This window comes from Candidatus Poriferisodalis multihospitum (assembly GCF_028283155.1).
Lineage (GTDB): Bacteria > Actinomycetota > Acidimicrobiia > Acidimicrobiales > Poriferisodalaceae > Poriferisodalis > Poriferisodalis multihospitum.
Genome location: NZ_JAPYOK010000120.1, coordinates 65,894 through 90,022, shown reverse-complemented (window position 1 = coordinate 90,022; position 24,129 = coordinate 65,894). Strand labels below are relative to the sequence as shown.

General features: G+C 65.6%; 16 protein-coding genes and 3 rRNA genes. 18 read left to right on the top strand and 1 reads right to left on the bottom strand.

What is annotated here, in order from left to right; genetic code table 11:
- Positions 1-45 precede the first annotated feature (45 nt).
- The 15 genes from tyrS (at position 46) to VI480_RS14645 (ending at position 19,672) form a co-directional block, all read left to right on the top strand.
- A complete protein-coding gene (gene tyrS / locus VI480_RS14715) occupies positions 46-1,317 on the top strand; it encodes a tyrosine--tRNA ligase (protein ID WP_323673613.1) in 1,272 nt (423 codons plus the stop codon).
- Positions 1,318-1,808: 491 nt separating this feature from the next.
- Positions 1,809-3,222, top strand: a 16S ribosomal RNA gene (locus tag VI480_RS14710).
- A gap of 263 nt (positions 3,223-3,485) precedes the next feature.
- Positions 3,486-6,355, top strand: a 23S ribosomal RNA gene (locus tag VI480_RS14705).
- A 114-nt stretch (positions 6,356-6,469) separates the two neighbouring features.
- A 5S ribosomal RNA gene (rrf, locus tag VI480_RS14700) occupies positions 6,470-6,586 on the top strand.
- The 16S, 23S and 5S rRNA genes sit together here, the layout of an rRNA operon.
- A 275-nt stretch (positions 6,587-6,861) precedes the next feature.
- On the top strand, positions 6,862-7,713 hold the full coding sequence (locus VI480_RS14695) for a hypothetical protein (protein WP_323673612.1): 852 nt from the start codon (positions 6,862-6,864) through the stop codon (positions 7,711-7,713).
- Positions 7,714-7,854: 141 nt separating this feature from the next.
- Positions 7,855-8,940, top strand: coding sequence for a class I fructose-bisphosphate aldolase (locus tag VI480_RS14690; RefSeq protein WP_323673611.1), 1,086 nt, complete (start codon positions 7,855-7,857; stop codon positions 8,938-8,940).
- A 145-nt stretch (positions 8,941-9,085) separates the two neighbouring features.
- A complete protein-coding gene (locus VI480_RS14685) occupies positions 9,086-10,837 on the top strand; it encodes a 2-oxoacid:acceptor oxidoreductase subunit alpha (protein WP_323673610.1) in 1,752 nt (583 codons plus the stop codon).
- Between the two features lie 88 nt (positions 10,838-10,925).
- Entirely contained in the window at positions 10,926-11,945 is a 1,020-nt protein-coding gene (locus VI480_RS14680) for a 2-oxoacid:ferredoxin oxidoreductase subunit beta (protein ID WP_323673609.1), read from the top strand.
- A 64-nt stretch (positions 11,946-12,009) separates the two neighbouring features.
- Complete coding sequence (locus VI480_RS14675) at positions 12,010-12,909, top strand: TlyA family RNA methyltransferase (RefSeq protein WP_323673608.1); 900 nt, start codon at positions 12,010-12,012, stop codon at positions 12,907-12,909.
- Positions 12,906-13,775: an NAD(+)/NADH kinase gene (locus tag VI480_RS14670; protein WP_323673607.1), complete on the top strand. Its 870-nt coding sequence runs from the start codon at positions 12,906-12,908 to the stop codon at positions 13,773-13,775. Before VI480_RS14675 ends, VI480_RS14670 begins: the two co-directional genes overlap by 4 nt.
- The gene (gene recN / locus VI480_RS14665) at positions 13,775-15,376 is read left to right on the top strand and encodes a DNA repair protein RecN (protein ID WP_323673606.1); all 1,602 of its coding nucleotides are present in this window, start codon (positions 13,775-13,777) and stop codon (positions 15,374-15,376) included. Before VI480_RS14670 ends, recN begins: the two co-directional genes overlap by 1 nt.
- A 2-nt stretch (positions 15,377-15,378) precedes the next feature.
- Complete coding sequence (gene steA / locus VI480_RS14660; RefSeq protein WP_323673645.1) at positions 15,379-16,557, top strand: putative cytokinetic ring protein SteA; 1,179 nt, start codon at positions 15,379-15,381, stop codon at positions 16,555-16,557.
- Positions 16,558-16,570: 13 nt separating this feature from the next.
- Complete coding sequence (locus VI480_RS14655; RefSeq protein WP_323673605.1) at positions 16,571-17,632, top strand: copper transporter; 1,062 nt, start codon at positions 16,571-16,573, stop codon at positions 17,630-17,632.
- A complete protein-coding gene (locus VI480_RS14650) occupies positions 17,629-18,510 on the top strand; it encodes a glycosyltransferase (protein ID WP_323673604.1) in 882 nt (293 codons plus the stop codon). The genes VI480_RS14655 and VI480_RS14650 overlap by 4 nt, the downstream gene beginning before the upstream one ends.
- A 37-nt stretch (positions 18,511-18,547) precedes the next feature.
- Positions 18,548-19,672 (top strand): hypothetical protein, encoded by a 1,125-nt coding sequence (locus tag VI480_RS14645; protein WP_323673603.1) that lies wholly within the window; start codon positions 18,548-18,550, stop codon positions 19,670-19,672.
- Between the two features lie 11 nt (positions 19,673-19,683).
- Here the strand turns inward: VI480_RS14645 and VI480_RS14640 are convergent, their stop codons facing one another.
- Positions 19,684-21,201 (bottom strand): amidohydrolase family protein, encoded by a 1,518-nt coding sequence (locus tag VI480_RS14640; protein ID WP_323673602.1) that lies wholly within the window; start codon positions 21,199-21,201, stop codon positions 19,684-19,686.
- 98 nt (positions 21,202-21,299) lie between these two features.
- On the opposite strand from VI480_RS14640, the gene VI480_RS14635 reads away from it, so the two are divergent.
- From VI480_RS14635 to VI480_RS14625, 3 genes are all read left to right on the top strand, one after another.
- Positions 21,300-22,964 (top strand): CTP synthase, encoded by a 1,665-nt coding sequence (locus tag VI480_RS14635; RefSeq protein WP_323673601.1) that lies wholly within the window; start codon positions 21,300-21,302, stop codon positions 22,962-22,964.
- 2 nt (positions 22,965-22,966) lie between these two features.
- Complete coding sequence (locus VI480_RS14630; RefSeq protein WP_323673600.1) at positions 22,967-23,893, top strand: tyrosine recombinase; 927 nt, start codon at positions 22,967-22,969, stop codon at positions 23,891-23,893.
- A 33-nt stretch (positions 23,894-23,926) separates the two neighbouring features.
- Positions 23,927-24,129 (top strand): hypothetical protein (locus VI480_RS14625; protein WP_323673599.1); only part of this gene is annotated, 203 nt, incomplete at its 3' end.

Here is a 24,129-nt window from a genome sequence, read left to right as displayed (position 1 = left end):
AGACTGGCTGTCGCGCCGCAGCTGTGCTGCGGGCAAAATGGCCCAGTGGATGTCCTGGCTGACCTCGATGCGCGTGGTCTGATTCATCAGACCACCGACCGCCAGGCGCTCGCGAAGCGCCTGGAGAGCGGCCCAATCACGGTTTATTGCGGTTTCGACCCCACGGCCGCCAGTCTCCACGTGGGCAATCTCATGGGGCTGCTGACGCTGCGCCGGCTGCAATTGGGCGGCCACCGCCCGATCGCCCTTGCTGGCGGGGCGACCGGCATGATCGGCGACCCGAGCGAACGCTCAGCCGAGCGCAACTTGCTCGATGACGAAGCGCTTGCGGCGAACCTAGAAGGCATCGTGCCGCAGCTGCGCCAGTTCCTGGATTTTGACGACGGGCCCCATGCGGCGAGGCTGCTCGACAACCGTGCTTGGACCGTCGGTGTGGGCGTGCTCGACTTCCTGCGCGAGGTCGGCAAGCACGTCACCGTGCAGCAGATGGTGGGCAAAGAGTCGATTCGCAACCGGCTCGACGACGGCGACGGCCTGTCCTACACCGAGTTCAGCTACATGCTGCTGCAGGCGTACGACTACCTGTGGCTCGCCGAGAACGTCGAATGCGAGCTGCAGGTCGGCGGCTCGGACCAGTGGGGCAACATCGTGCTCGGCATCGACCTGATCCGGCGGCGACTCGGACGTGCCGCACATGCGCTGACGTGGCCATTGCTGGTGCGCCCCGACGGCACCAAGTACGGCAAGACGGCGGGTGGTGAGACGCTCTGGCTCAGCGCGGAGGCCATGAGTCCATACCGCTTCTACCAAGCATGGATCGGTGTCGACGATGCCGACGTGGGCAGGCTGCTTCGCCAGCTCACCTTCCTGGAGTTGGAGGAAGCAAACGAAATCGCTGCGTCCCATGAGGCCGACCCTGGTCAGCGCACCGGACAGCGGCGACTGGCCGCCGAGATCACGCGCATCGTGCACGGCGACGCAGCGGCCACGGCCGCGGCTGGTGCCAGCGAGGTGTTGTTCGGCGGGACCGCGCCGCTGAGCGAAGTACCTGCCTCGGCGCTGGCGTTCGTGGCTGCAGAAGTGCCGTCACGCCCGCTGCGAGTGCTTAATGCGCCGGTAGTGGACGTGCTGATCGATGCCGAATTGGCCCAGAGCCGCAGCGAGGCGCGCAGGGCGCTGGCCGAGGGCAGCGTGTACATCAACGGGGACCGCACCAGCGATCCCGACCGTCGTGTCGGGGCCCGCGACCTGCTGTATGGCCGCTATGTGCTGCTGCGGCGCGGCAAGAAACGCTGGCACGTCGCGACTGCTCCCTGAATCCTGTGCGATCGCGCCGAATCGGCTGCTGAGGATGGTTGCGGAGGTGGGTCGGCCGCTGTAGTCTCATGCGTCCCCCTCAGGGGCGGAAATGCCGTCCAGAGGGGTCCGACACCTCCGGCGGCGTCACCCGCAGCACTCCTTTGCAGAGGGCAGCGGTAGGCGCCGATCGAGTGTCAGCTGCCGGCGGATTCGCCTCAGCAGCGCTCCTTGACAACAGAACAGAGGACGAAAACGCCAGTGCGGGCGATCGGCTGCTGGATTCCAGCCGCTGGTCGAACCACACAGCCGGTCCGCGGTCAACCCATGACCGGGGACCAACTTGTTCGTGCCGTCTCATCGGGCTCGCCTCGTGCGAACCCACATGCGACGGTGCACCAATTCCAGCCGGTCGCCACAGGAAGAGGGATTTCCCTCGGATCGTGGCACAGGCTCTTCGATCGTGCCGGCGATCGATTGCGGCTCTGCCGCACGACATCGCGGGCTTGATCTCGACGGAGAGTTTGATCCTGGCTCAGGACGAACGCTGGCGGCGCGCTTCATCCATGCAAGTCGAACGAACCCGAGACTTCGGTCTCAATGGGAAAGTGGCGAACGGGTGAGTAACACGTGAGAAACCTACCCCGGAGATGGGAATAGCCCAGGGAAACCTGGATTAATACCCGATACCCTGCCTGCACCTCATGGTGTGTTCAGGAAACGCTCCGGTGCTCCGGGAGGGTCTCGCGGCCTATCAGCTTGTTGGTGAGGTAACGGCTCACCAAGGCATCGACGGGTAGCTGGTCTGAGAGGACGATCAGCCACACTGGGACTGAGACACGGCCCAGACTCCTACGGGAGGCAGCAGGAGGGAATATTGCGCAATGGGCGAAAGCCTGACGCAGCGACGCCGCGTGGGGGAAGAAGGCCTTCGGGTCGTAAACCCCTTTCAGCAGGGACGAAATTGACGGTACCTGCAGAAGAAGCGCCGGCCAACTACGTGCCAGCAGCCGCGGTAATACGTAGGGCGCAAGCGTTGTCCGGATTCATTGGGCGTAAAGGGCTCGTAGGCGGTTTGGTAAGTCGGGTGTGAAAACTCAGGGCTCAACTCTGAGACGCCACTCGATACTGCCATGACTAGAGTCCGGTAGGGGAGTGTAGAATTCCTGGTGTAGCGGTGAAATGCGCAGATATCAGGAGGAATACCGATAGCGAAGGCAGCACTCTGGGCCGGTACTGACGCTGAGGAGCGAAAGCGTGGGGAGCAAACAGGATTAGATACCAGGCTAAAACTCAAAGGAATTGACGGGGGCCCGCACAAGCGGCGGAGCATGTTGCTTAATTCGAGGCAACGCGAAGAACCTTACCTGGGTTTGACATGTTGGGGACAGCCGCAGAGATGCGGCCTCCTTATGGTCCCATCACAGGTGGTGCATGGCTGTCGTCAGCTCGTGTCGTGAGATGTTGGGTTAAGTCCCGCAACGAGCGCAACCCTTGTCCTATGTTGCCAGCGCGTAATGGCGGGGACTCGTGGGAGACTGCCGGCGACAAGTCGGAGGAAGGTGGGGACGACGTCAAGTCATCATGCCCCTTATGCCCAGGGCTGCAAACATGCTACAATGGCCGGTACAAAGGGCTGCGAAACCGTGAGGTCAAGCGAATCCCAAAAAGCCGGTCTCAGTTCGGATTGGAGTCTGCAACTCGACTCCATGAAGCCGGAGTCGCTAGTAATCCCGGATCAGCAACGCCGGGGTGAATACGTTCCCGGGCCTTGTACACACCGCCCGTCACACCACGAAAGTTGGCAACACCCGAAGCCAGTGGCCCAACCCGCAAGGGAGGGAGCTGTCGAAGGTGGGGTTAGCGATTGGGGTGAAGTCGTAACAAGGTAGCCGTACCGGAAGGTGCGGCTGGATCACCTCCTTTCTAAGGAGTCACCTCCGAGAATGAGACCACCGTGGTCTCAGATCTCAGATGGAGATTCCCAGTTGGAGCACTGGTGCTGTCTAGAGCCATTTGGCAATAATCAGCTCGTCCTCTGTTCTGCTGCCAGGGAGCGCTGCGTCGCGCCTTGACGCCGTGGCTCTCTGATAACTGCATAGCGATGCACGAGCATCAAAATCCTCTGTGACTGTCACACTTGAGACCGTGGCAGAGGAGATTTGATTCTTCGAGACTGAGTATCGATATACCAAGCTACGAAGAGCCAATGGTGAATGCCTTGGCGCCGAACACCGATGAAGGACGTGATAGGCTGCGATAAGCCACGGGGAGCCGCCGAATAGGCTTTGATCCGTGGATATCCGAATGGGGAAACCCGGCACCTTTTATCGGGTGTCACTCCTGCCTGAATCTATAGGGCAGGTAGAGGGAACGAGGGGAATTGAAACATCTCAGTACCCTGAGGAAAAGAAAGCAACAGCGATTCCCGGAGTAGCGGCGAGCGAAATGGGAAGAGCCTAAACCGAATCCGGTGGTAAAGCCTGGTGGCGTTGCCGGATCGGTGTTGTGGGACATCCCCGACCGAGCACCAGATCGGTCAAGGAGTTACAAAGCAGGCAGATAGCGGAACCGTACAGGAAAGGCGGGCCGCAGAGGGTGACAGCCCCGTACGCGAAATCTGCTTGCCTCCTGGGATTGCTCCCGAGTAGCGCCGGTTCCGTGAAGGCCGGCGTGAATCTGCGAGGACCACCTCGTAAGGCTAAATATGTGTCGGCGACCGATAGCGAACTAGTACCGTGAGGGAAAGGTGAAAAGTACCCCGGGAGGGGAGTGAAATAGTACCTGCAACCATTGGTTTACAAGCAGTTGAAGCGCTACTGGGCACTTGTGTCCAAGCGCGACAGCGTGCCTTTTGAAGAATGAGCCAGCGAGTTACGGTGTGTGGCAAGGTTAACCAGTGATGGGAAGCCGGAGCGAAAGCGAGTCCGAATAGGGCGCACAGTCGCATGCTGTAGACCCGAAGCCGTGTGATCTATCCATGGGCAGGGTGAAGCGGAGGTAAGACTCCGTGGAGGCCCGAACCGACCTAGGTTGAAAACTGGGCGGATGACCTGTGGATAGGGGTGAAAGGCCAATCAAACACGGTGATATCTGGTTCTCCCCGAAATGCATTTTGGTGCAGCGTCGCACGTTCAGCCATGGAGGTAGAGCACTGATTGGGCTAGGGGGCCCACAAGCTTACCGACCCCAGTCAAACTCCGAATGCCATGGCTCCAGAGTGCGGCAGTGAGTCCACGGGGGATGAGCTTCGTTGGACGAGAGGGAAACAGCCCAGAGCGCCGGCTAAGGCCCCTAAGTGTGTATTAAGTGGCAAACGATGTGGGATTGCCCAGACAGCCAGGAGGTTGGCTTAGAAGCAGCCACCCTTGAAAGAGTGCGTAACAGCTCACTGGTCGAGTGGTCCTGCGCGGATAATGTAACGGGGCTAAATACACCGCCGAAGCCGCGCCTTTGAGTTCGCTTTCGAGCGAGCTTGAGGGGTAGGGGAGCGTCGTGCCTGCAGCGAAGCCGGAGCGTGAGCGCCGGTGGAGCGGGTCCGAGTGAGAATGCTGGCATGAGTAGCGAGAGAGGGGTGCGAATCCCCTCCGCCGTAAGCCCAAGGGTTCCTGGGGAAGGCTGGTCCTCCCAGGGTTAGTCGGGAGCTAAGGCGAGGCCGAGAGGCGTAGTCGATGCACAACCGGTTGATATTCCGGTACCACCGCGTGCGCGCCCAGTCCAAAATGCGGTTGCTAAGGGGCTGTCCTCCCTTCGGGGAACGACGAACCGACCCACCGCACCGAGGACAGCAATGAGGGGACGCAGGAGGATAGGTGAACCCAGGCGATGGTAGACCTGGGGTAAGCGAGTAGGACGGGGACTAGGTAAGTCCGGGCCCCATAAAGTCCGAGACGCGATGCCGAGCCGCTACAGGCGAAGTCATTGATTCCATGCTGCCTAGAAAAGCCTCTAGCGAGTTCACGTGGTGCCCGTACCTAAACCAACACAGGTAGGCAGGTAGAGCATACTCAGGCGAACGGGAGAACTGTGGTTAAGGAACTCGGCAAATTGCATCCGTAACTTCGGGAGAAGGATGACCCTGCGATGGTGACGGCACTAGCTGCCCGAGCCGGAGAGGGTGGCACAAAATAGGGGAAAGCGACTGTTTACTAAAAACACAGCAGCGTGCGAAGTCGTAAGACCATGTATACGCTGTGACGCCTGCCCGGTGCCGGAAGGTTACGGGGAACGGTTAGCTCTTCGGAGCGAAGCTGTGAACCTAAGCCCCGGTAAACGGCGGCCGTAACTATAACGGTCCTAAGGTAGCGAAATTCCTTGTCGGGTAAGTTCCGACCTGCACGAATGGCGTAACGACTTTCCCACTGTCTCAACCACAGACCCGGCGAAATTGAAGTACGAGTAAAGATGCTCGTTGGCTACAGAAGGACGGAAAGACCCCGTGGACCTTTACTATAACTTGGTATTGGGTTGTGGCACGTGTTGTGTAGGATAGGTCGGAGACTAGGAAGCGTGTGCGCCAGCATGCGTGGAGTCACCCTTGAAATACGACCCTGCTCATGTCGGAACTCTAACCTAGGACCCTGATCGGGTTCGGGAACAGTGCCAGGCGGGTAGTTTGACTGGGGCGGTCGCCTCCCAAATGGTAACGGAGGCGCCCAAAGGTTCCCTCAGACTGGTTGGCGGGGCTGAAGCAGGTCCCAAGGGTTGGGCTGTTCGCCCATTAAAGCGGTACGCGAGCTGGGTTTAGAACGTCGTGAGACAGTTCGGTCCCTATCCTCTGTGGCCGTAGGAGATTTGAGGAAAGCTGTCCGTAGTACGAGAGGACCCGGATGGACGCAGCTCTCGTGTGCCAGTTGTTCCGCCAGGAGCACGGCTGGTTGGCGACCTGCGGAAGGGATAAGCGCTGAAAGCATCTAAGCGCGAAGCCTGTTCCAAGATGAGATCTCCCACTGGTACAACCAGGTAAGGCCCGTGGCAGATAACCACGTTGATAGGCCGGATGTGTACGCACAGCAATGTGTTCAGCAGACCGGTACTAATCGGCCGAGGGCTTGGTATCGGTACTCAGCCTCGAGGAAGCGCACCTCACGTACGTGCGCTGTGCGTGCATCGCTTTGCAGAATGCTGCATACGGCACGTCCGTACGCAGTGCAGGAATCTGCACCGACAGATCTCCGGTGGTTATGGCGGCAGGGCCACACCCGTTCCCATTCCGAACACGGAAGTTAAGCCTGCCAGCGCCGATGGTACTTGGGGGCAATTCCCCTGGGAGAGTAGGTCGCTGCCGGAACCCTGAACCCCCGTCGTGTTTGCGGCGGGGGTTCTTCGCGCTTGCGGGCCTACGCTCGGGGGGTGACGCAGAAGCGGCGCCCGCCTCGCAAACCGACGCACGGGCGACCCGATCGCGACCGTGGCCAGCAGGGGGATCGAAGCCGTCGCGGTCAGCCTGATCGCGCTCCCCGGGGTCGTTCTGATGGCGATGATCAGCAGCGCCGCAATCGCGGTCGACGGCCCCAGCAGCGCCGCTCGGACGCTCAGCGGCGACCCGATAAGCCCGTCGACGAGGTGGCATCGCGGGCGGCTCGCCGCACCGACTGGGGTGGGGTGGCCCGCAAAGGCGCATCGGTGCTGCGGCCGATTCCCGGCGCCGACCGGGGCGACGCCTACGCGGCAAAGGTGCCTGAACGCCAGAGTCCGCGACCTCAGCAGCCACCGCCGCCCGAGCGCGCCAAGCATGCGCCGCAGGACGCACCGCGCCGTCGTCGCTCCAAGGTGCGACTTGAGGTTCCTCAGCTCGATCCGGTCGGCGTGCGGGGCATGCCATCGGCAGAACAGCAGCGACTGGCGCAGCGATTGCGCGAGGCAGGGGAGGACTTCCTGGCTGAGCGCTTCGGGGATGCCCTCACGACGCTGCGGCCGCTGGCATCACGCTATGCCGCCATCGCCGAAGTGCAGGAGCTGTACGGCCTGACGCTGTACCGACTCGGCCGATGGACTGCCGCGTCGCACCGGCTCGAACAGTACGAGCAGCTGACGGGAGCGGTCGATCAGCTGCCGGTGCTCGCGGATTGCTACCGGGCGCTCGGACGGCTCAACGAGGTGCACGACGTGTGGGATCGGCTGAGGCACGCCGATCCTGATGCCCAGACGATCACGGAGGGACGGATCGTGGCAGCCGGAGCGCTAGCCGATGAAGGCAGGCCGCGTGATGCCATTCGCCTGCTTGAGGCGGGTCCGTTGCGTCCCAAGCGGCCCAAGGAGCACCACCTGCGGCTGTGGTATGCGCTAGCGGACCTGTACGACCGGGTCGGAGACCTCCAGCGGGCCAGGCGTGGATTCGCCCGGATCGCGGATGTCGATCCCGGCTTCGTGGACGTCGAGGATCGGCTTGCAGCGCTCGGCAGCCACGACAGCTGACGAGCTGTTCCGGGTCAGCCTTCTCACGGAACCGCGCGGATAGAGTGAGTCCGTCATTCGGCGTGCGCCGCCCCCAGTACCAGTCCTTGGCACCAGCTCCAAGACCGGCGCCGTCAGACAATGCGAGGCGAACCGTACATCGTGACCACTGACATTGTGCGCCTGCTGGGCGAGCAGGCCTCTTATCTGCTGGACCACAAATGCGAAGGCATCGGGCGCGACTTGCTTACGCTGCCCGGGCCCGATTTTGTAACCGATGTCGTCGCCGGCACCGACCGTTCTCCGCAGGTCATGCGGAGCCTCCAGTCGCTGTTCGACCACGGTCGCCTCGGCGGCACCGGTTACGTTTCGATCCTTCCGGTGGATCAGGGCATCGAGCACTCGGGTGCCGCGTCGTTCGCGCCAAACCCGATCTACTTCGATCCGGCCTCCATCGTGGAGCTGGCGGTCGAGGGCGGCTGCAATGCCGTGGCCACGACATTCGGCGTGCTCGGAGCGGTTTCCCGCCGCTATGCCCACCGCATCCCGCTCATCGTCAAGATCAACCACAACGAGTTGTTGACCTACCCGGCCTCCTACGACCAGATCATGTTCGGCTCCGTCCAGCGAGCACATGAGCTCGGAGCCGCCGGCGTCGGCGCGACGATCTACTTCGGTTCGGCCGAGAGCGGTCGCCAGATCACCGAGGTGGCCGCGGCGTTCGAGGAAGCGCACCGCCTCGGCATGTTCACCGTGCTGTGGTGTTACTTGCGCAACCCCGACATCAACCTGTCCAGTGAGAGCGCCGAGGGCGAATCAACTCAGGTTGACAACCATGTGGCGGCCGATGCCACCGGACAGGCCAACCACATCGGCGTGACCATCGAGGCCGACATCATCAAGCAGAAGCTCCCTGAGCACAACGGCGCCTTCGTCTCTGTACCGGGCTTCGGCAAGACGCACGCTGCGGTGTACGACCAGCTGACGACGGATCATCCGGTGGACCTGTGCCGCTGGCAGGTGGCGAATTGCTACATGGGACGCGTCGGGCTCATCAACTCCGGCGGCGCCAGTTCGGGGGCTGCCGACTTAGCCGAAGCTGTCACCACCGCAGTCGTCAACAAGCGAGCCGGCGGCATCGGGCTGATCTCGGGACGCAAGGCGTTCCAGCGGCCCATGGCCGAAGGCGTCGAGCTGCTCGGTGCCATCCAGGACGTCTACTTGGACCAGGCGGTGACCATCGCCTGAGGTCTGGGGCGCCTGAGGCGCGATCCGACCCGGCTGCATCCACCCAGCCGCGGCTAGCGTGGTCGCCTGGAGCGGCCGCATTCCCCCCCAAGGCCCTACTACAGCGGGCCCATTCCCGCCAGGAGCCCTTCCCCTAGGAGACACAGTGACCGACACCGCATCGCGCGAACTGCCGCTGCAGGAGATCGACGAGGTCATCATTCGCTTCGCCGGCGACTCCGGCGACGGCATGCAGCTCACCGGTGACCAATTCACGAGCATCTCCGCAGCGCTCGGCAACGACCTGTCCACGCTGCCGGAGTTCCCTGCCGAGATCCGCGCCCCGCAGGGCACGCTCGCCGGTGTCTCGGTGAACACCGATGCCTTCAACGACCGCAATCTGGAGAAGGCCGGCTACTCCAGCAATCCGCTCGACGACGGCACCTTGGACGACTACCGCTCGTACCCGGTGCCGATGAGCCAGATCACTCGAGACGCTGTGGCCGAGCACGGCGTCAAGCCGCGAGATGCAGAACGCTCCAAGAACTTCTTCGCACTCGGCCTGATCTCGTGGATGTACACGCGGCCGGTCGAGCCGACGCTCGAGTTCATCAACACCAAGTTCCGGGGTCGCGAACAGGTCATCAACGCCAACACCGCAGCGTTCAAGGCCGGCTACAACTTCGGCGAGACGGCCGAGATCTTCGAGGCCCACTACGAGGTGAAGCCAGCTCCGCTGGCACCTGGTGAGTACACCAACGTGAACGGGAATACGGCGCTGGCGTGGGGCTGTGTCGTGGCGGGCCAGCTCGCGCGCTTGCCGGTGTTCCTCGGCTCATACCCCATCACGCCGGCCTCGGACATCCTGCACGAGATGTCGCTCAAGAAGAACTTCGGCGTGCGGACCTTCCAAGCCGAAGACGAGATCGCCGCTGCGGCATCAGCAGTGGGGGCGGCTTTCGGCGGCGCGCTGGCCTTTACCTCCACATCAGGGCCCGGCTTGGCGCTGAAGGGCGAGACGCTCAGCCTTGCCGTGAGCCTCGAACTGCCGATGGTGGTGCTCGACATCCAGCGCGGCGGCCCGTCGACGGGCTTGCCGACCAAGCCCGAACAGGCAGATCTGATGATGGCCATGTACGGGCGGCATTCCGAGTCGCCGCTGCCGGTTGTGGCGCCGCGCAGTCCGGCCGACTGCTTCGACATCGCGATCGAGGCGTCTCGCATCGCGCTGAAGTACCGCACTCCCGTCATCGTGCTGTCCGACGGCTACCTGGCGAACAGCTCCGAGCCGTGGCTGCTGCCCGATGTCGATGAGCTGCCCGACATCGGCGTCGACTTCGCGACGGATTTCAACGGCACCAACGAAGACGGCGATGGCATCTTCCTGCCGTACCTGCGGGATCCCGACACGCTGGCTCGCCCGTGGGCCATTCCCGGCACACCCGGCCTGATGCACCGCGTGGGTGGCATCGAGAAAGAGGACGGCACCGGCAACATCTCCTACGAGCCCGAGAACCACCAGCTGATGATCGATCTGCGGCAGGCGAAGGTCGACGGCGTCGACGTTCCCGATGTCGAAGTCGCCGGCGACGCAGGAGCCGATCTTGCGGTGCTGGGCTGGGGCTCCACGTGGGGCGCCATCGACGCGGCAGCGGGACGGCTGCGCGAGGCCGGTTTCGAGGTGGCGCATGTGCACCTGCGGCACCTCAATCCGCTGCCCGCAAATCTCGGCGACGTACTGCGTCGCTACCGGGCCGTGGTGTGTCCCGAGATGAACAAGGGCCAGCTGTGCGATCTGGTGCGGGCGAAGTACCTGATCGACGTCGAGCACATCGGCAAGATCGACGGCGTGCCGTTCACAACCGGCGAGGTGACCGCAGGAGTCCGCAAGCGCCTTGAGGAGCTGGCGGGCAGCTAGGCGCCGACGAGACGATGATCAGCGAATCCAGGACCCCTGAGTTCAGCAGTTACAGGTTCAGCAAGTACAGACAGAGGCATACAGCACGATGACCGACACCTCGATCACGCCGACCACACAGCCCGGTGACTGGGCCTCCGACCAGGAGGTCCGGTGGTGCCCGGGCTGCGGCGACTACTCCATCCTCACGGCGATGCGGATGCTGATGCCGAGCCTCGGCACCGAACCGCACAACACGGTGTTCGTGTCGGGCATCGGCTGCGCTGCCCGGTTCCCCTACTACATGAACTCCTACGGAGTGCACGGCATCCATGGCCGAGCACCCGCCATCGCCACCGGTTTGGCGATGGCCCGGCCCGATCTCGACGTCTGGGTGATCGGCGGCGACGGCGACATGCTGTCGATCGGCGGCAATCACCTGATCCACGCATTGCGCCGCAATGTCAAGATCAAGGTGTTGCTGTTCAACAACCAGATCTACGGCCTGACCAAGGGCCAGTTCAGCCCCACGAGCGAAATCGGCAAGGTCACGAAGAGTTCGCCGATGGGCTCGCTCGATGCGCCGTTCAACCCGCTGGCCGTGGCGCTCGGTGCCGAGGCGTCGTTCGTGGCGCGCACGCACGACATGGACCGCCAGCACATGATGGACACGTTCCGGCGGGCGCACGAGCACGACGGCGCCGCGTTCGTGGAGGTGTTCCAGAACTGCAACGTCTTCAATGACGGCGCTTTCGAAGGGGTCACCAAGAAGCAGAACCGCGATGCCAACCTCATCCCGTTGACGCACGGCGAGCCCATTCGCTTCGGGGCCGACGGCGAGTTCGGGGTCGTCGACGAGTCAGGCTGCGCCCGGGTTGTCCACACCGCCGATGTGAGCACCGACGAATTGCTCACCCATGACGAGACGAAGCACGATCCCTCGACCGCATTCATGCTGGCTCGTCTCGCTCGCGGGCCCTTCGAGCCCACGCCGGTCGGCGTGTTCCGTGCCGTGCGGCGCAGCGAGTACGCCATGGCCTCCACTCGGCAGCTGGCGGCGGCTCAGCAGAAGCAAGGTGCCGCTGACATTGCGCAGCTGCTGCGCTCGCGCGGCACCTGGTACGTCTGAAGACACCCCTTTCGTCGCGTAAACCACTGCGGTGCGCTGCGGGCGCGCTGGTACTTTCGGCTGCATGAACGCCGGCCGACGACGCTTGGACAACGAGCTGGTGCGCCGTCGCATGGCCTCGTCTCGCGCGGCGGCGCAAGCACTCATTTCGGACGGCCGGGTTCTCGTGGGCGGCTCGGTCGCGCAGAAGCCGTCTCGCATGGTGTCGGCCGCCGAGCCAGTCCGGCTCAGCGGTGAGCCGGCACGGTTCGTCTCCCGCGGCGGAGAGAAGCTGGACGCTGCGCTGGACGAATTCGGGGTCGCCGTTGCAGGGCGGCGCGCCGTCGACGCCGGCGCTTCGACGGGCGGCTTCGTGGATTGCCTGCTGCAGCGGGGTGCGGCGGAAGTCGTTGCGATCGATGTCGGCTGGGGACAGCTGGATGTCCGCCTGCGGGCCGATTCCCGGGTCACCGTGTGGGAACGGTGCAACGTGCGCCATATCGGACCTGCCGACATCGGCGGCCCTGCGGACATCACCACCGCTGACTTGTCATTCATCTCGCTGCGCGCGGTGATGGGGAACCTGGCGGCGTGCACGGCAGGAGGTGGCGAAGCAGTGCTGCTCGCCAAGCCGCAGTTCGAAGCCGGCCGGCACGAGGCCTCGCGAGGCAAGGGAGTGGTGCGCGACCCGGACGTGTGGCGACGAGTGCTCAGCGACGTGGCATCGAGTGCCTTCCGCCATGGCCTCGCACCCATCGGTGTCGCCGCATCGCAGTTGCGAGGGGCCGCAGGCAATGTCGAGTTCTTCTTGCACTGCCGTCGCCTACAGGCTGAGCCCCGGGCCCGAGCGGCCCGCGAGCTCAGCGAGCATGAGCGGGAAGCATGGCGAGAAACTGCGCCGCCGCGGTCGTTCGATATCGACAGCGCCATCGCGACTGCTATCGAGACTGCACCCCGCGCTGCTTCCGAGAGGGAATCGGTATGAGCGACGTGCTGATCATCGCCCATGCGGAGCGCGCGGAGGCCCTGGCAGCTTCGAAACGGCTGGTGGCGTGGCTTGAGGGCGAGGGTCATGCCGTGGAAGTGGGCAGTGTCGAGGCCACGGCAATCGGTCGTCCTGAACTCGGCGTCGACGAACCGATCCGAACAGTCCCGGATCTCGCTGTGAGCATCGGCGGCGACGGCACCATGCTGCGCTCATTCGATCTGGTTGCAGCGGCGGGCGTGCCCGTACTCGGCGTCAATGTCGGCCACCTCGGCTACCTGACCGAATTCGAGCCGGCACAGCTCACCGACATGGTCGCTGCCGCGCTCGGAGGGTTTTTGGATGTCTCGGAGCGGATGATGGTCAGCGCCCGCGTCCGGGACACAGGCGCTCACGACGTGGGCGCCCAAGACTCAGAGACGTGGACTGGGCTGAATGAAGTCGTGCTCGAGAAGCGCGATCCGGGGCACACGGTCAGGCTGGAAGTGTGGCTCGACGGTGACGTGTTCGCGACCTACGCGGCAGACGGCCTCATCGTGTCCACGCCGACGGGTTCGACGGCGTACAGCCTCTCGGCTGGTGGTGCGGTGGTGGCGCCGACGCACTCGTCGTTGCAGGTCACTCCTGTCGCGCCGCACATGCTCTTCGATCGCTCGCTGCTGCTGCCGCCGGACACCGAGATCGGCATCCGGGTGATCAGTGAACGGCCTGCGCTCGCCGCTGTGGACGGGCGCTCGGCCGGCTTGCTGGCGACCGGCGATGAACTCGTCGTGACGCGCGCGCCGTACGACGCACGGTTCATCACCGCCGGCGGCGACAGCTTTCATCGCGTGCTGAAGCACAAGTTCGGCCTCAAGGACCGTTGATGCTCGTCGAGCTGGCGGTGCACGATCTCGGCGTCATCTCCCATGCCAACTTGGTGCTCGGCGCAGGCATGACGGCGTTGACCGGCGAGACGGGCGCCGGCAAGACGCTGGTGGTGCAGGCGGTGCAGCTGCTCATGGGCGGGCGTGCCGATCCGGCGATGGTGCGCGCCGGCGCGGTCGAAGCAGTTGCCGAGGGCAGGTTCGTGCAGGCCGACGGCAGCGAGCGTGTGCTGCGCCGCGTGATCCCAGCAGCCGGTCGCAGCCGCGCCTACGTGGACGGCGGCATGGCCTCGGCTGCAGAGCTCGCAGAGCTCGGGTCCGGGCTCGTCGATCTGCACGGGCAGCACCAGCATCAATCACTGTTGCGCTCTCGCACCCAGCGTGAGGCGCTCGATCGATGGGGCGGCATAGATGTGCGCCCGCTGGCGGCAGCGCGTGCCGAACTGAGAGCGCTCACGGAGAATCTGGCCGCGCTCGGCGGTGACGCGCGAGCACGGGCGCAGGAGATCGATCTCTTGCGTTATCAGGCGGACGAGATCGCATCGGCGCAGCTGGACGACCCTGACGAGTTGAGCTGGATCGTCGAGCGTGAGGACCTGCTGGCCGATGCTGCGACCCACCTCGCCGATGGTCATGCGGCCCGCCAGGCACTTTCCGGAGACGAGGGCGCGATCGACAGGCTGGGCGCTGCGGTGGCCTTGCTGGCCTCCCGGAAGGCGTTTGCCCTCGTGAGCGGCCGCTTGGGCGCTGTGGCCGCGGAGTTGGATGACACCGTTGAGCAGCTGAGAGGTGTGCTCGAGACGATCGAGGACGACCCGCAGGCGTTGGCCGACGTCCGTGCACGGCACCAGCTCCTGCGCGAGCTGACTCGCAAGTACGGCGACACGCTCGCCGACGTGCGCGCGTTCGGTGCCCAGGCAGCAGAGCGTCTGTCGCAGCTTGAACGTCACACCGAGCTGGCAGCCGAACTGGAGGCCGGCATCGAGGCGGCGCAGCGCCATGTCGAAGCCGAGGCTCATGTTGTGGCTGCAGCTCGTCGAGCGGCTGCGCCTGGCCTCGCCGCTGCGGTGAGCGAGCACCTGACATCGTTGGCGTTGGCGGGCGGCACGCTGGAGGTCAGCGTCACCGGCGATGCGCCGAGCGACAGCGTCGAACTGCTTTTCAGCGCGAACCGCGGCGCTCCGCCCGGCCCGCTGTCGAAGGTGGCATCGGGTGGTGAGCTGGCGCGCGTCATGCTGGCGCTGCGGCTCGTGCTGACCGCTGGCCCACCGACCCTCGTGTTCGATGAGGTCGATGCCGGCATCGGCGGCGAGACTGCGTTGGCGGTGGGTCGGGCACTGGGTTCGCTGGCCGGCCAGCACCAGGTGCTGGTGGTCACGCATCTCCCACAGGTCGCGGCGTTCGCGCACCACCAAGTGGCCGTTCGAAAGACCGACGACGGCAACGCAGTGGCTTCAGATCTTGTCGCCGTGACGGGACCCGATCGCGTCAGCGAGCTGGCGCGGATGCTCGCGGGTCAGCCTGCATGGGCGAGCGGCCGCCAGCACGCGACTGAATTGCTGGAGGTGGCCGCCGCAACGCGGGGCGGCGCCCGAGAGTGAGCATGTTTCGCTTGCGTTCGCTGTGGAGACGCCAGCGCTCGCGCCGCGGCCACGGTGGCAACCACGCGGAGATCGCGGGACGGTGCCGTGTGGACCGTCGCACCAAGAACCTGCTGCGCCGCTTGGAACGCGGCGATATTGCGGTGATCCACCACGCAGATCTCGATCGGGTCGCTGCCGACGGGCTTCTGGCCGCGGGTGCGATCGCCGTCATCAACGCAGAGTCGACGATGACCGGCCGGTACCCGGCGCTGGGCGGTCTGACGCTCGCGCAGGCAGGAGTGCCGGTGCTGGAGGACGTCGGCGAAGGGGTGTTCGCGTCGCTCCAAGACGGCGAGGAGCTGGCCATCGCAGGCGATGAGGTGATGCGCGGCGATCAGGTGATCGGGACCGGGTACCGGCGCGATGCCGAGCACTTCGAACGCGTGCTGGAATCGGCGCGCGTGGCGGTGCGCAGCGAACTCGGGAGCTTTGCCCGGAACACGCTCGAGTACCTGGAGCGGGAGCCGCAGGTTCTCACCGATGAGCTGGAGATCCCGCCGCTGCGGCACCAGTTGCGACGCCGCCACGTGCTGGTGGTGGTGCGCGGCATCGACTATCGCGAAGATCTGGCGGCACTTCGCCGGTCGGGCTACATGTCGGATATGCGGCCCGTGATCATCGGTGTGGACGGAGGTGCTGATGCACTGCTTGAGGCCGGTCTCGTGCCCCACATCATCATCGGCGACTTCGACTCGGTATCGCCGCGGGCACTCGAGTGCGGGGCGCAGCTCATCGTGCACGGTTATCCCGAGGGCGGCGCGCCGGGTGCGGTCCGCCTCGACGACGCCGGCTTGAGCTACGACGTGATCGCCGCGCCCGGAACCAGCGAGGATCTTGCATTGCGGCTTGCGTTCGAGCAGCGAGCCGAGCAGATCGTCGAGGTCGGGTCCCACACGTCGATGGTCGACTTCTTCGACAAGGGCCGCCGAGGCATGGCATCGACCTTCCTGACCCGGATGCAGGTGTCCCCGGCCCTTGTGGATGCGAAAGGCGTGAGCCGTCTTTACCGCACCCAGGTGCGCAAGCGCGACATGGCGATGCTGATCGTTTCGGCGCTCGTCACCATCGGCGTCATTGCCGCAGTGACCGAGCCAGGTCGGCTCTTGCTGCGCACCCTGTGGATCAACATGGGCCTGTAGATCGGTCGGGCGTATGGTCAACCTCCGCTACCACATTGTGTCGATCGCGGCAGTTTTCCTGGCCTTGGCGATCGGCCTGGCGCTGGGCTCGACGTTCGTGGACTCGGTGCTGGTGAGCAACCTGGAATCGCGCGTGGACCAGTTGCAGGCCGACACCGAATCGGCGATCGAGCGACAGGCCGAGGCCGAGGCGGAGCTCGGCGAGGTCGAGGCAGCACGCGACGCAGCGCTCGCGAGCGTTGAAGCGGCGCGGTCCGTGCGGTTCGAGGTGGAGGATCTCGTACGGCCGTACCTTCCCCAAGGACGACTGAGCGGCACGACAACGCTCATCGTCGCCCCGGAATCCACGGACCGGGCCGCAGTAGCGGCCATTCGCGCACGCCTCGATGCAACGGATGCGCGCCATGGCGGGGTGCTGTGGCTCAGCGACGACCTCCGCCTGCGCGATCCAGGTGTGCGCCAGAGCATCGCCGACGCCTTCTCGCTGGCAGGTGACAGCCGCAATGCAGTGCGCAGAGCGCTTCGCTTCCTGCTGCCTCAAGCGCTGTTCAGGCCAGCAGAAGCCGGGTCCAGCCAGATACTCGCCGACGATGTCAACGCAGTCACCGACTTCGGGGCGCTCGACGGTTTCTCTCGCGGCTTCTCGGCGGTCCCGCCGACACGTACGGCGCTGACCTTGCTCCGTGACCTGGAACTGGTGACTCATGACGGCACCGGCGCCGTCGCTCTGCACCTGCTGGGAGGGGAGCAACTGCGACTCGTGGTGGTCACCGACGCGGCAGCGGCCGGGTTGAATCAGGAATTTGTATTCGATCTGTTGAGGTCTGCCGTCGATGACGGGCACTCGGGCACCGGCGTCATCGTCGAAATACCTGCGTCCGGGGCAGCAGGAGTTGGCTACGGCGCAGTGCTGGAGCGAGTCCGGTCCGACCCCGTGCTCGCGGAATCGTTCGCGAGCGTCGACGATGTCGAGACGTTCTCGGGCGATCTGGCGCTGCTGGTTGCGCTGGAGCGGCTGCCTGCCGTCAATCACTTCTCGGGAGCTGATGTCAACCACGGTCTGGGCCCGTCATGACCCACGCCGTGGCGGTCGTGCCCGCCTTCGACCGGGCGGACACGGTCGGTGCCACGGTGACGGCGCTGCGAACGGTGCCCGATGTGCTCGACGTCATCGTGGTCGACGACGGGTCCCGGGACCGAACTGCGGCTGCGGCTGCGGCCGCAGGAGCACGAGTCATCGAGCTCGCACGCAACCGCGGCAAAGCAGCGGCGGTCGCCGCGGGCGTCGCCGCGTCGGGTGCCCCCGACGTATATCTCCTCATCGATGCCGATCTGGGCAGTTCAGCCGCGCTGGCTGCTGATTTGCTGCAGCCAGTTGCGCTGGGCGAAGCCGACATGACGATCGCCATCTTCGGAGGCGCCGAGAGCCCGAGCGGGTTCGGGCTCGTCAAGGCGTTCGCAGCACGCGTCCTGCGTTCTGAGACGGGACTTGAACTGGCCGAACCTCTCTCGGGTCAGCGCGCCGTGCGGGGTCCGCTGATGAGATCACTGCAGCTCGCGCCCGGGTTCGGACTCGAGATCGGTCTGACGCTCGATGCGGCCGACCGCGGCGCCCGTATCAGCGAGGTCGAGATCGGATTCAGCCATCGCCAGACTGGACGTGATTTCAGCGGCTTCGCGCATCGAGCGCGCATCGGGCGACATGTGTATCTCGCCGTGGTGGCTCGCACCGGCTGGCCGAAGGCGGTCTATTCCCTCGCCGCCTCGCTGCTGGGCCGCGTCATCTCGGCTGCTCGCGGTGTGCCGGTGCGTGACCGGGGGCAACAGCTCGGGGGGGTGGCACGCCAGTCATGGCAGCGAGCACGACAGCTCCGATTTCCGCGCTCGCTTCGGGTCCGGCAGTCGTGGCGGTCATGGCGACCGTGGCGTCGCCGCACCGCGCAGGGGTCGTGAACTCCCCTCGCCGCGCCTGCATCGATGATGATCTGACATGACTGCCGATCTCGCTCTTCGCACCGGTGCAGCGCTGGCATCGGCCCTCGCCGCATCAGCCCTCGCGGCAGCCGGGCTGTGGCGTTGTGCGAGATCTCGGATGCAGCGGGAACGCTGGATGCGGGCCAACTACCGAGGCGAGCGGATCATTGCAGTCTCAGGTCTGCTGGTGGTCGCGATCGGCGCCACCGTCAGCGTTGGCGTCGCCGTCTTCGCATACCGGAGCACGGGCTGGTTCGCCTACTACTCGGTGCAGATTGACGAGTCACGCTGGGTGGATACGATATGGGAGTTGCTGCCCGATGACGGGTTCCGCAACCCGGCGATGGCCAGCGCCACAGGTGCCCTCGCAGCCGCGCTGGCACTCGCTGTCTTCGGGTTGCTGGGCTATCGAGACGACGTCCGGGGCGATGACGAAGCAGGCGGGTTCGCCGCGCACATTGCAGACAGTTGGCGGCAGCGACGGCTGACAACGGGAGCCCAGAAAGCCCTCGGCGGGGGTGCCGCGGCGATCTTGTGCGTGCAGATGGCGCTGTTCGGCAATGTCGCCTCACTGTGGAGCAGTCACGGATGGAGCGACGGCACCGCCATCGTGCGGTCGCTGCAGGACCTCCTCGTGGGCACACATGAGGGCTGGTCAGTCGTGCCGCTGCTGCGCGGAGCGCTGATTGTTGCCCTCGGTGCGAACATGCTGAATCTGTTCGATCGAATGCCGGGCCGGGCCACCAAGGTCGCGTTGGCGTGGTGGCTCTTGGCACTGGTGCCCGCCTCGCTGTTCAGCTCGGCGTGGTCGCCCGGGCCCTATGAGACAAGCACCGGCAGCGGGTGGTTCGAATGGCATAGCGCGGCATTGTGGGCGGCAGGCGCAGTGGGCGCGTCGGTCGGGCTGCTGGGAAGCGAGATGCGCGAGGAACACATGCTGGGTGACACCGGCGTCAATCCTGTAGGCGCCGTCTTGGGCATGGCCACGGTTGTCGCGTATTCGGCAGCCGTCGAGTGGGTGGTGCTGGCGATTCTGGCGGTCCTGAACCTGGCGAGCGAGCGCTGGTCGTTCAGCCGGATCATCGATGCGGTCCCGCCGCTCCGCTGGCTGGACCGGCTCGGCTCGCCTTACCGCAACTGAGTCTCCAACACCTATGCCCGTTGCATCGCAACGGCGCAGTGGCGATGCTCGGTCAAGCGCTCGTCGAGGCTGGGATGAATGATCTGGCCGCCGGAGACAACCGGGCGACCAGCCACGATCGTGTCCCGGGCGGACAGGGGGCCGCAGCGCAGCCATGCCTCGATGGGATCGGAGAGGGCGCCTGCGAACGCCGGCCCGTCAAGCTGCCACACCACGAGGTCACCGCATGCACCGGGCGACAGCTCGCCGATCTCGCCCTCGCGGCCGAGACACCCTGCGCTGCCACGAGTCGCCAGGTCCAGGGCCTCGCGGGCCGAGAAATACGTCGTGCCGCCCCGTTCTGCATCGCCTCCTCCGGCGCCATCGACGTTCTGTCCTACGGCGCCGTCGGCAGGGCGGCCGCTGTCGAGGCCCTTGTCGGCGCTGAGGTGCCGCTGGCCGTCGCGCAGACGGCCGACCAGCAGGGCGTTGCGTGCCTCGGTCCACATCGATGCCGAATCGGTGCTGGCCGAGCCGTCCACCCCCAGGCCCACCGGCACGCCCGCAGCCCGCAGATCGCGCACCGGCGCCAACCCGACGCCGAGCAGCAGGTTCGAGCTGGGACAGTGGGCCACACCGGTGCCCCAGGATCCCAGCCGTGCGATCTCGGCCGCATTGGGCTGCACGCCGTGCGCGATCCACGAACGATTCGAGCCCCAGCCGCAGTGCTCGAAGTAGTCCACCGGGCGCATCCCGAACATCTCGATGCAGAAGCCGTCCTCACCGGGGTCCTCGCACAGATGGGTGTGCAGGCGGACGTCGAGGCGCTCCGCCAGTTCGGCCGTCGCCGTCATCAGCTCGGTCGAGACGGAGAAAGGCGAGCACGGCGCCAGCGCGATCCTGACCATCGCGTCGGGCGAGCGGTCATGGTGCACGCCGACCAGCCGCTCCGATTCCGCCAGGATTTCCTCAGGCGATTGGCAGACTTCATCGGGCGGCAACCCGCCGTCGGACTGGCCCAGCGACATCGAGCCGCGGGTCGGGTGAAAGCGCATGCCCAACTCGGCGGCCGCGGTGATCTCGGCCGAGATCAGGTCGCCTGCACCCCGGGGATGCACATAGAGGTGGTCGGTGCTGGTGGTGCAGCCGCCCAGCGCCAGTTCCGCCAGACCTACCCAGGCAGACAGATACGCGCCCTGCTCATCGAGGCGCGCCCACAGCGGGTACAGCGTGGTGAGCCAGTCGAACAGCCCGCCGCGCAGCGCCGGCGCATAGGACCTAGTGAGGTTCTGGTACATGTGGTGGTGGGTATTGACAAGCCCCGGCGTGACGAGGCACCCACCGGCATCGATGCGGCGGCTCGCCGCGGGCGGCGTCTGCGAGGCGTCGCCGACCGCGCTGATGAGCCCGCCAGTGATGGCGACCCAACCGCCTGCGATCTCGCGGCGCTGGTCATCGCACGTCGCCAGCAGATCGGCACTGTGCACCAGCAGGTCAGCCGGCGCGCGGTCGCCTCCGGTCTGCTGTGCGTCCTCACCGGTGTCGCTCATGGCTTCCCTCCGGCATCAGCCAACCCTGTATCAGCCAACACCGCCCGGAGCGACGGTAGCTTGATGACACATGCGAGTGAGCCCATCCAAGATGCCGCGTGGCTAAGCACATTTTCGTCACCGGTGGAGTAGCCAGCTCCCTTGGCAAGGGACTCACAGCGGCATCGCTCGGGCGACTGCTTGCGGCTCGCGGACTGCGGGTCACCATGCAGAAGCTGGACCCGTACATCAACGTCGACCCCGGCACCCTCAACCCGTACGAGCACGGTGAGGTATTCGTCACCGACGACGGCGGCGAGACGGACCTCGATCTCGGCCACTACGAGCGGTTCATCGATGTGTCGCTGACCCGCGACTCGAATGCGACGACCGGCTCGATCTACCAGAAGGTGCTCGCCGACGAGCGCCGGGGGGAGTACCTGGGCCGGACCGTGCAGGTCATCCCGCACATCACCGACGAGATCAAGGAGCGCATCCGCAAGCTGGCCGACGGCGACGTGGACGTTGTCATCACTGAGGTGGGCGGCACCGTCGGCGACATCGAGATCCTGCCGTTCCTTGAAGCAATCCGGCAGATGCGCCTCGAGGTCGGCCGTCAGAACGTCTGCTACGTCCATGTGACGCTGGTGCCGTTCATCGGCCCGTCGGGCGAGCAGAAGACCAAGCCCACGCAGCACTCGGTGACCGAGCTGCGCAGTCGCGGCGTGCAGCCCGACGCCATCGTGCTGCGCAGTGAGGGTCCCATCGAGGACGGCTTGCGCAACAAGATCTCCAACCTCAGCGACGTCGAGCTGGCCGGCGTGGTGAATGCCCCCGATTCGTCGGTCCTCTATGAGATCCCGATGGTGCTGCGGTCCGAAGGTCTCGACAGCTTTCTGTGCGGGATCCTCGGCTTCGAAGACGTCGAGCCCGACCTTGCCGACTGGGAGGCCATGCTCGCACGCATCAAGGCGCCTCAGGCGACGGTGCGCATCGGCATCATCGGCAAGTACGTGGCGTTGCCCGATGCCTACCTGTCTGTAGTGGAGGCGCTCCGCCATGCGGCCTCCTACCACGGTGTCGCCCTCGACATCGAGTGGATCCACTCCGAGGAGATCGAGGGGTTGCTTGCTGCGGGGCGGCTGCGCCACCTCGACGGGATGGTGATCCCGGGAGGGTTCGGCTCGCGGGGCATCGAGGGCAAGATCGCCGCGGCTGCGTACTCACGCGAGCACGACATTCCGTGCCTCGGTCTGTGCTTGGGGCTGCAGGTCATGGTCATCGAGTTCTGCCGCAACGAGCTGGGCCTGCTGGGTGCCAACTCGACCGAGTTCGACGCCAACACGTTGCACCCGGTGATCGATCTCATGCATGCGCAGCGCGGTATCGAGGACAAGGGCGGCACCATGCGGCTCGGCGCGTACGTGGCCAGGCTGGCGCCGCGCAGCCGCGTGGCGGCGATGTACGGCGACACGCTGGTCAACGAGCGGCACCGGCATCGTTACGAGGTGAACAGCGCCTACCGGCAGCGGATGGAAGAGGGCGGCCTGCAGTGCAGCGGGTTGTCGCCCGACGGGCGGCTGGCAGAGTTCATCGAACTGGACGGCCACGCGTTCTGGGTGGGCACCCAAGCCCATCCGGAGTTCAAGAGCCGTCCCAACCGCCCGGCCCCGCTGTTCTGCGGACTGGTGGGCGCCGCGTTGGCGCGGGCCGAGGGACGCAATCCTCAGCTGCTGCCGGCATCGACTGGAACAGGGCCGCTGGGCACCGAATCGCTGGGCTGACGATGTCCGCTGCGCTGGCGGTCGAAGCCGAGGACTACTTGGGCTGGCTGTCGAACGAGCGAGGCCGAGCACCGCGCACCGTGGCGTCGTATCGGGCCGACCTCGGTGGGTTTGCGGCATGGCTCGAGGCACGAGGCACCGATCTGCTGGGTGCGAGCTCCGCTGACATCGCGGCCTACCTGGCGCACTTGCGCGACGATCTCGGGCGGGCAGCTTCCACCGCCGCCCGGGCTGCGGTCAGCCTTCGTGGCCTCTACCGGTTCCTGGTGGCCGAGGACCTGGCCTCGACCGATCCCGCCGGTGCGCTCGACATGCCTCGCGCGCCTGCCGGGTTGCCCCGAGCATTGCGGCGCGACCAGGTCGAGCAGCTCCTGGCATCGCCCGTGGGCGACAGCCCGCTGGTGCGGCGAGACCGGGCGATGCTCGAAGTGCTCTACGGCATGGGCCTGCGGGCCAGCGAGCTGGTGGCGCTGTCGCTGGGCGACGTCGACCTCGACGAGAGGCTCATGCGGGTGTGGGGCAAGGGCGGCAAGGAGCGCGTCGTGCCGGTGGGGCGTCACGCCGCCGATGCCGTCGGCGAATGGCTCAGCGGCGCCGGGCGCGGGGCGCTGGAACCTGCTGCGTGGCGGTCGAGAGACGACGCCGCAGCTGTGTTCCTGAATGCCCGGGGCCGCCGCATCACCCGCCAGGGTGTCTGGCTGATCGTGCGCCGCCACGGCGACCGCGTCGGTCTCGGACCCGACCAGCTCACCACCCATGTGCTGCGCCACTCGTGCGCAACGCACATGCTCGACGGCGGTGCCGACATCCGCAGCGTGCAAGAGCTGCTCGGCCACGCGTCGATCTCCAGCACGCAGCGCTACACCGCTGTCTCACAGGAACGGCTGACCGAGGTCTACCGCCAAGCCCACCCCCGCGCCCGCTACTAGCGGGCGAGCCTGCTACTTGGCGCTGGTGAGGAGATGGGCAAGACTGATCGGGTGAACGACCGGGATCGCGTGCGCAAGCAGTTGCGAGACTGGCGTGACGAGCTGATCGATCTCAGCCGCAGGAATCGACTGCTCTACTATCGGCACTTGCGGTCGGGCTCGCTCGGGTTCGAGCAAGACGCAGCGGACGTCTCGGACCGTCTCTTGCGGGGAGGCCGATCGAACGATTGGCGGGT